The organism is Pseudomonadota bacterium (assembly GCA_018242545.1).
Lineage (GTDB): Bacteria > Pseudomonadota > Alphaproteobacteria > 16-39-46 > 16-39-46 > 16-39-46.
On record JAFEBT010000086.1, the window covers coordinates 1 to 5,796 of the forward strand.

Below are 5,796 nucleotides of genomic sequence, written 5' to 3' on the forward strand. Positions count from 1 at the left end.
TTCCATTTGCAGAACATCATACTTGTTATTTTAATTTATGGAAATAGTATTAGATAATCAGGATGATTAACCCTTTCTTTTAAAACAAGCGCTAACAAACCTTTTTCATCTCGACATCCCACATTTTCCAAAAGGCTTTGTGCTTCATGCGGCTTATAATTCACATCAAACCCAAAATAAAAAGCCCATAAAAAGGAATCTGGTTGGCTTTGAGGATGACTTAAGAGCCTGTAAATAAGAGGAAACATATCTTTTGAAAGATGCTCTTCAGGAGACGCTTTTTTTTGAAACGCGCTTGGACTTTTTAAACCAAATTTTTCTACAAAATCATGACAATGTGCATTGAAAAGACCAATCCCTTCTTCCATATTTGGAAGATCTAACATCTTTCGAAGAAGTTTTTGATACACATCAGAAGCCTTTTCATATAAACTTGTCTCTTCTTGTTCGACATGAAGATTCTAAAGTCTGGCCTGCCTGAGCTCCGGTTGAGCATAAGTTTCATGATAAATTATTGCAACCTCTGGCATAGCTTTTCGAAAAAAACCCTCTAAGGTCAAAACAGAATTTTCTTTTAAAATTTTCTGAAAAACCCTTATACGTCCTTCTAAATTCAGGAGCGTTGAAAATCGAAAGCGTCCTTCTTTTAAGGTCCAAGGATTTATAAATAAGCTCAAAACCAAACGCTCAGAAGAAAGCATCTGAAATTGGGAACATACATTTTCAGGGATCTCAACGGCTCGGTAATCATAGCCCTGATTTAGAAAATCATCAAGAAGGCTCCTACTTTCATAAGATATTCTTCCGTCTTCTTTTCTCTGGAAAGTCTCCTCAAAATCTAAAAAATTGCTAGAAGAAGAGTTCAGTAAAAGAGAGCTTATAAAAAGACGCGTTAAGCACGATAGATCCGGACATCCGTTTCCAGGTAAAACAGGTAACATCATTCTCACCAAGGGCGAAAAAGATGTCTGCGTCTCTTTTCTTTTAAAGATTAATCCATAATCACTCCATGTTATAAAAGATCTGTTTTGAGAAATCCAAGCATCCGAAAAATCTGAAGTTTTTAAGTTCTCAGGGATCGCTACGTCGGAAGAAAAAGTAACAAGATCAGAAAATCGAACAACTTCTTCTGGCGTAATGTCTTGCCATGCTTCTCTTAAGAATCCGACAACAGCTTGCTCTTGTATTTTTAAAATCCACTGAACACGATTACTTATTTCAAAAAAAATAGAAGAAAACTTTTCTTCTTTCTCTTTTTCTTTTAAAGGGTTCCCATGAATGTCAATATTCAAGAAACGACGTGCTTGAGGTTGAGAGAGATAAAAATCTTCTTGAGGATGATTAAGGAAAGAAACACGTACAAGACGTTTTTCTGCAGAAAAAGATTGCCTCTCCTCAGGAGGAAAATTTTCAAGAATCTGCTTGAAAATAGGTGTTGCACTTATAGGATGGAAAGCAAACATACCTATCAATACATAAGTTACAAAAGTATAGAGCAGATGACGCATTTTTGATCGTTCTCCTTTTTTGCATTTTATTTCAAAAGCTTTGATTGTCCTATAAGACGCGTTAAAAGGTCGTCTATCACACCACTTATTTGAGTAAATCCATCCACATCTGTTTTCAAAAATTGTCCTTTTTTTATCCATAATTCCGGATAAAAACGCAGGAGAAAGGCCCGTATAACATCATGCGTTTCTCTATCCCACACCTCTGACAAAGAACATTGATATCCGAATTCTTGAAGCTTTTTTTGCACCTCCAAAGGAGACTTTATCTTTTTTTTAAGATTTTTCCGAGAGACCCAAAGACCAAAACCTTGAGAAGCAAGGTGCTTCCATGGGAAAAAAGGTCCTGGGTCTATTTTTCGAGAAACAGCAACATCAGCATGTCCTAAAATATCCTGTGGGTTCATTTTATGTCGATTTTGGATATCTTTTATCAAATAAAGAAGTGCCTTTATTTGCTTTAAAGAAAAAGGATGTGTTCCTAAATTTGAAAGCTCAATTCCGATGGATCGACTATTTATATCATCTTGACCTTTCCAATAGGTGGGCGTCCCTGCATGCCAAGCGCGCTTCTTTTCTGAGACAAGAGAAAAAATACGACCATTTTCATCAATTAAATAATGAGAACTTACACTTGACTCATGAGAACAAAGCCATTTTAAAGCGTGTTCTGAACTTTCCATCGCTGTATAATGAATCACAATATATTGAATCAAACATCCAAATGCTCGGTCATTATAATTGTGAGATTGAAAGTTATATAAGATGGTCATTATGCTCCGTCTTAATATTTTTTAAGATCATTTTCTTTGGGAAATACCTCTTTTAAAAGCAAACAGATAGACAGGAAAATGCCTCCTAAAATGAAGAAAATAAATCCATTATTTCCATAATATTGCATGATAAATCCAACGCCTAAAGGAGATAAAATACATCCAGCTCGATAGGTAAATGAAAAAACTGACATCCTAGTTGCAACACGCTGGGAGAAATGCTCCCGGGCAATCCATGCCACCATAAGACCAAAAAAAGAAGCAAGAGAACCACGGATAATAAAAAAAAGAATTCCTAGAATTTCTATTTTTTTACTTCCAAAAGTACACACTCCTGCAAGAAGAGCCACAAAAGAAAGGACTAAAAGAATTTTCTCATATCCCCATTTATCTCCTAAAAATCCTCCCAACGGAATAAAAAAAAGAAGAGATAACTGAACACATGAAAAGAGGTAAGAGACTTCTTTTTCAGAAAATCCAAGTCCTTCAGCATAGATAGGGAAGTAAGTCGGAAAGGCCGTTCCAACAAAAGAAATCAGTAAGATTAGAATAAAAAATCTTGGGTATTTAGAAGCTATTTTTAAGATAGAGCCATGGGGAGATAAAAACTCCTTTTTCCCTTGAGAATCTTCTTCTGTTGTATCGAGCTTTAATAAGCTCCATAAACATCCTCCAATACAAATAAGACCCACGCCAAACACATATGAAGCGTCTGTAATGACTCCATTTAAAAAAAAACCAAATGAAGAAGAAAGAGCCATCATCAAAATGGTGAAAGAAAATAAAGCCCCACGCTTATGATGATGATATACTTTCATTTGAAAAATATAACACCCTAAAAATGTAAAGCTATAAAATAAGCCTAAAAAAAAACGAATTATAAAATTAAAATCCGATGTTACAAAAAAAATCAAAAGAAAATATCCAAGTCCTATACCTAAAAGGGTAAATCCCATAAAAATTTTAAAGCGAACCATATGAAACAAACGTTGAAATACAAATAAGGCAACAAAGCTTCCTAAAAAAGGCATCATAATATCAAGAGAAAGCACCTCTTTGTTAAAAAAATGGAATTGATGAAGATCAAGATTAATAAATGTCTGGGTCAACGAGGACGTCATACTGATAAAAAGCATAATCAAGATTGAGAAATAAAAATCATTTTCTTTCTTGATACCAAAGTTTTTTAAAGCTTGTCGGTAAAGATTAAGAGAAGGACCCATGATTTTTTATACTTTTTTCATTTATTAAGTTCTTTTTTTTCGATATAAATAAGAGCATTAAACTTACGTTACACAAATCATACGAGAACCTTAAAAAATTTTGACGGGCTTTCTTAAAATGGTCAAGAGGTTAAATAGAATTCAATGGCATTTCTATCTCCTTTTTAAAAATATGTCTTCTTCTATGACGTTTAAAACATCTTCCTGAAGGATTAAAAATTTTATGTGTGGATTTACAGGTTTTTGGAATCGTTCCCCGTCCAAAAAAGAAGAACTTGAAAAAATAGCCTCTTTGATGGCAAAAGAGATTTCTTTTAGGGGTCCTGATTCAACAGGACTTTGGAGTGATGCAAGAATTGGTCTTATCTTTGCTCATTTACGCCTTTCAATTATTGATTTAAACATAACCGGGCATCAACCCATGATCTCGGCGTCAGGGCGATATATCATCTCTTATAATGGTGAAATCTATAATTATAGAAATCTTCGAAAAGAACTTGAACAAAAAGGCTGTTCTTTTAAAGGATCTTCTGACACAGAAGTCATGCTCGCTTCTATTGAAACCTGGGGTCTTGAGGCAGCGCTTTCAAAATTTATTGGCATGTTTGCCTTTGCCCTTTGGGATACCCAGACACAGTGCCTTTTTCTTGCAAGGGATCGTTTCGGCGTTAAACCTCTTTTTTATGGTATTATTAATAATGTTCTTTTTTTTGGATCCCAACCTCGAAGTTTTATGCCACATCCTTCCTGGCATAGCACTCTGAATCAGAACGCTCTTTCAGACTATTTTGTTTATAGTTATGTTCCAGGAACACAATCGATTTATCAAGGGCTTCAAAAAGTTTCGCCCGGACATATCGTTTCGATAGATAAGAACTTTACTTTTAAAATATCTTGTTATTGGAATTTGGAAGAACGATATCAATATGGCCTTCAAAATCCTTTGAATCTATCTGAACTTGACGCCATGAATCAATTAGATAGTCTTTTAGAAGATGCCATTAAATTGCGTATGGTTTCCGATGTGCCCCTCGGTGCGTTTTTATCGGGAGGCATTGATAGCTCACTTGTTGTTTCTCTGATGCAGAAACACAGCCCTCAGGCGGTTAAAACATTTTCGATTGGATTTTCCGAAGCTGGATTCAATGAAGCTCCTTTTGCAAAGAAAATCGCAAATCATCTTGGAACAGATCACTTTGAATATATTTTAAAAGAAAAGGATGCGCTTGATATCATCCCAAAATTACCTGAATTTTATGACGAACCTTTTGCAGATTCTTCTCAAATTCCTACCTTCCTTGTCAGTAAAATAGCACGTGAACATGTTACTGTGAGTCTCTCGGGAGATGGAGGAGATGAATTTTTTTCTGGATATACACGCTATAGCACAGGAAATCACCTTAAAAATCTCCTGAGATTTTTTCCTTCTTCTCTTCGCCCTTCTCTTTCAGCATGCCTTCGAATTGCAGCAAAACCCCATCTTGAAAAGCTGGTCCAGATTTTTTCTTCACAAACACATCTTTCCCATAAACTTAACAAACTTTCTGAGCTCATCATGATGCAAAGTCCTTTTGAGATTTACCATTCTCTTCTTATTCACTTCTCTCCCCAAGAAGCAGAAGTGATAACAGAGCATCGCTCTTATTTTGGGGAAACTCTCAAAAAGATTTTCTTAACAGCCCAAAATTTTACGGAAGCCATGCAATTGACGGATATTTCATTATACCTTCCGGATGACATCCTCACAAAGGTAGATAGAGCAAGTATGGCTCACAGCTTAGAAGCAAGAGAGCCTCTTCTTGATCATCGGATTGCTGAATTTTCTTTTGCACTTCCCCTCTCCTATAAACTCAAACAGAATCAAGGGAAATGGATCCTTCGACAGATTCTCAAACGTTATATCCCCGAATCTTATTTTGAACGCCCTAAACAAGGATTTGGACTTCCCATTGATCAATGGCTTCGTGGAGCCCTTAAAGATTGGGCAAATACACTTCTTTCTATAAATGCTTTAAAAGATTCAGGAATTTCTAATCCTCTCCCCATTCGGAAAAGATGGGGGGAGCATCTTTCTCAAACCCGAAATTGGCAATATTCGCTCTGGGGCATTCTCATGTACCAAGCCTGGCATCAACGTTATTTTAAAAACATCTCTTTTCAAAAACCATAAGAAATCTACATTTTTTGTATTGTGCATCTTGAAAATTAGGAATTTATCTCCATATAAATTCTAGGGTGTGTCATCAATTAAATTGACAAAGAAGGAGAGAGAAGAGATATTGAGGAAAATAG

5 protein-coding genes are annotated in these 5,796 nt (G+C 35.6%); 1 reads left to right on the forward strand and 4 read right to left on the reverse strand.

The genetic code is table 11. The features are described from left to right. Nucleotides 1-35: 35 nt before the first annotated feature. From JSS34_08170 to JSS34_08185, 4 genes are read right to left on the reverse strand one after another with little or no spacing between them, the layout of a single operon-like run. A complete protein-coding gene (locus JSS34_08170) occupies nucleotides 36-410 on the reverse strand; it encodes a hypothetical protein (GenBank protein MBS0186288.1) in 375 nt (124 codons plus the stop codon). 51 nt (nucleotides 411-461) lie between these two features. Further along, nucleotides 462-1,508 carry a hypothetical protein gene (locus JSS34_08175; protein MBS0186289.1) on the reverse strand — a complete coding sequence of 349 codons (1,047 nt, stop codon included), beginning with the start codon at nucleotides 1,506-1,508 and terminating at the stop codon, nucleotides 462-464. A gap of 26 nt (nucleotides 1,509-1,534) precedes the next feature. Next, nucleotides 1,535-2,281 (reverse strand): N-acetylmuramoyl-L-alanine amidase, encoded by a 747-nt coding sequence (locus JSS34_08180; protein MBS0186290.1) that lies wholly within the window; start codon nucleotides 2,279-2,281, stop codon nucleotides 1,535-1,537. 11 nt (nucleotides 2,282-2,292) lie between these two features. After that, nucleotides 2,293-3,504, reverse strand: coding sequence for an MFS transporter (locus JSS34_08185; GenBank protein ID MBS0186291.1), 1,212 nt, complete (start codon nucleotides 3,502-3,504; stop codon nucleotides 2,293-2,295). A gap of 223 nt (nucleotides 3,505-3,727) precedes the next feature. Here JSS34_08185 and asnB point away from each other — a divergent pair, with 223 nt between their 5' ends. Continuing rightward, nucleotides 3,728-5,674: an asparagine synthase (glutamine-hydrolyzing) gene (asnB, locus tag JSS34_08190; GenBank protein MBS0186292.1), complete on the forward strand. Its 1,947-nt coding sequence runs from the start codon at nucleotides 3,728-3,730 to the stop codon at nucleotides 5,672-5,674. Nucleotides 5,675-5,796: the final 122 nt, after the last annotated feature.

What these genes read in the sequence shown, in the direction of transcription:
- asnB (MBS0186292.1), top strand. Translation starts at nt 3,728, where the DNA reads ATGTGTGGATTTACAGGTTTTTGGAATCGTTCCCCGTCCAAAAAAGAA.
- JSS34_08185 (MBS0186291.1), bottom strand. Translation starts at nt 3,504, where the DNA reads ATGGGTCCTTCTCTTAATCTTTACCGACAAGCTTTAAAAAACTTTGGT.
- JSS34_08180 (MBS0186290.1), bottom strand. Translation starts at nt 2,281, where the DNA reads ATGACCATCTTATATAACTTTCAATCTCACAATTATAATGACCGAGCA.
- JSS34_08175 (MBS0186289.1), bottom strand. Translation starts at nt 1,508, where the DNA reads ATGCGTCATCTGCTCTATACTTTTGTAACTTATGTATTGATAGGTATG.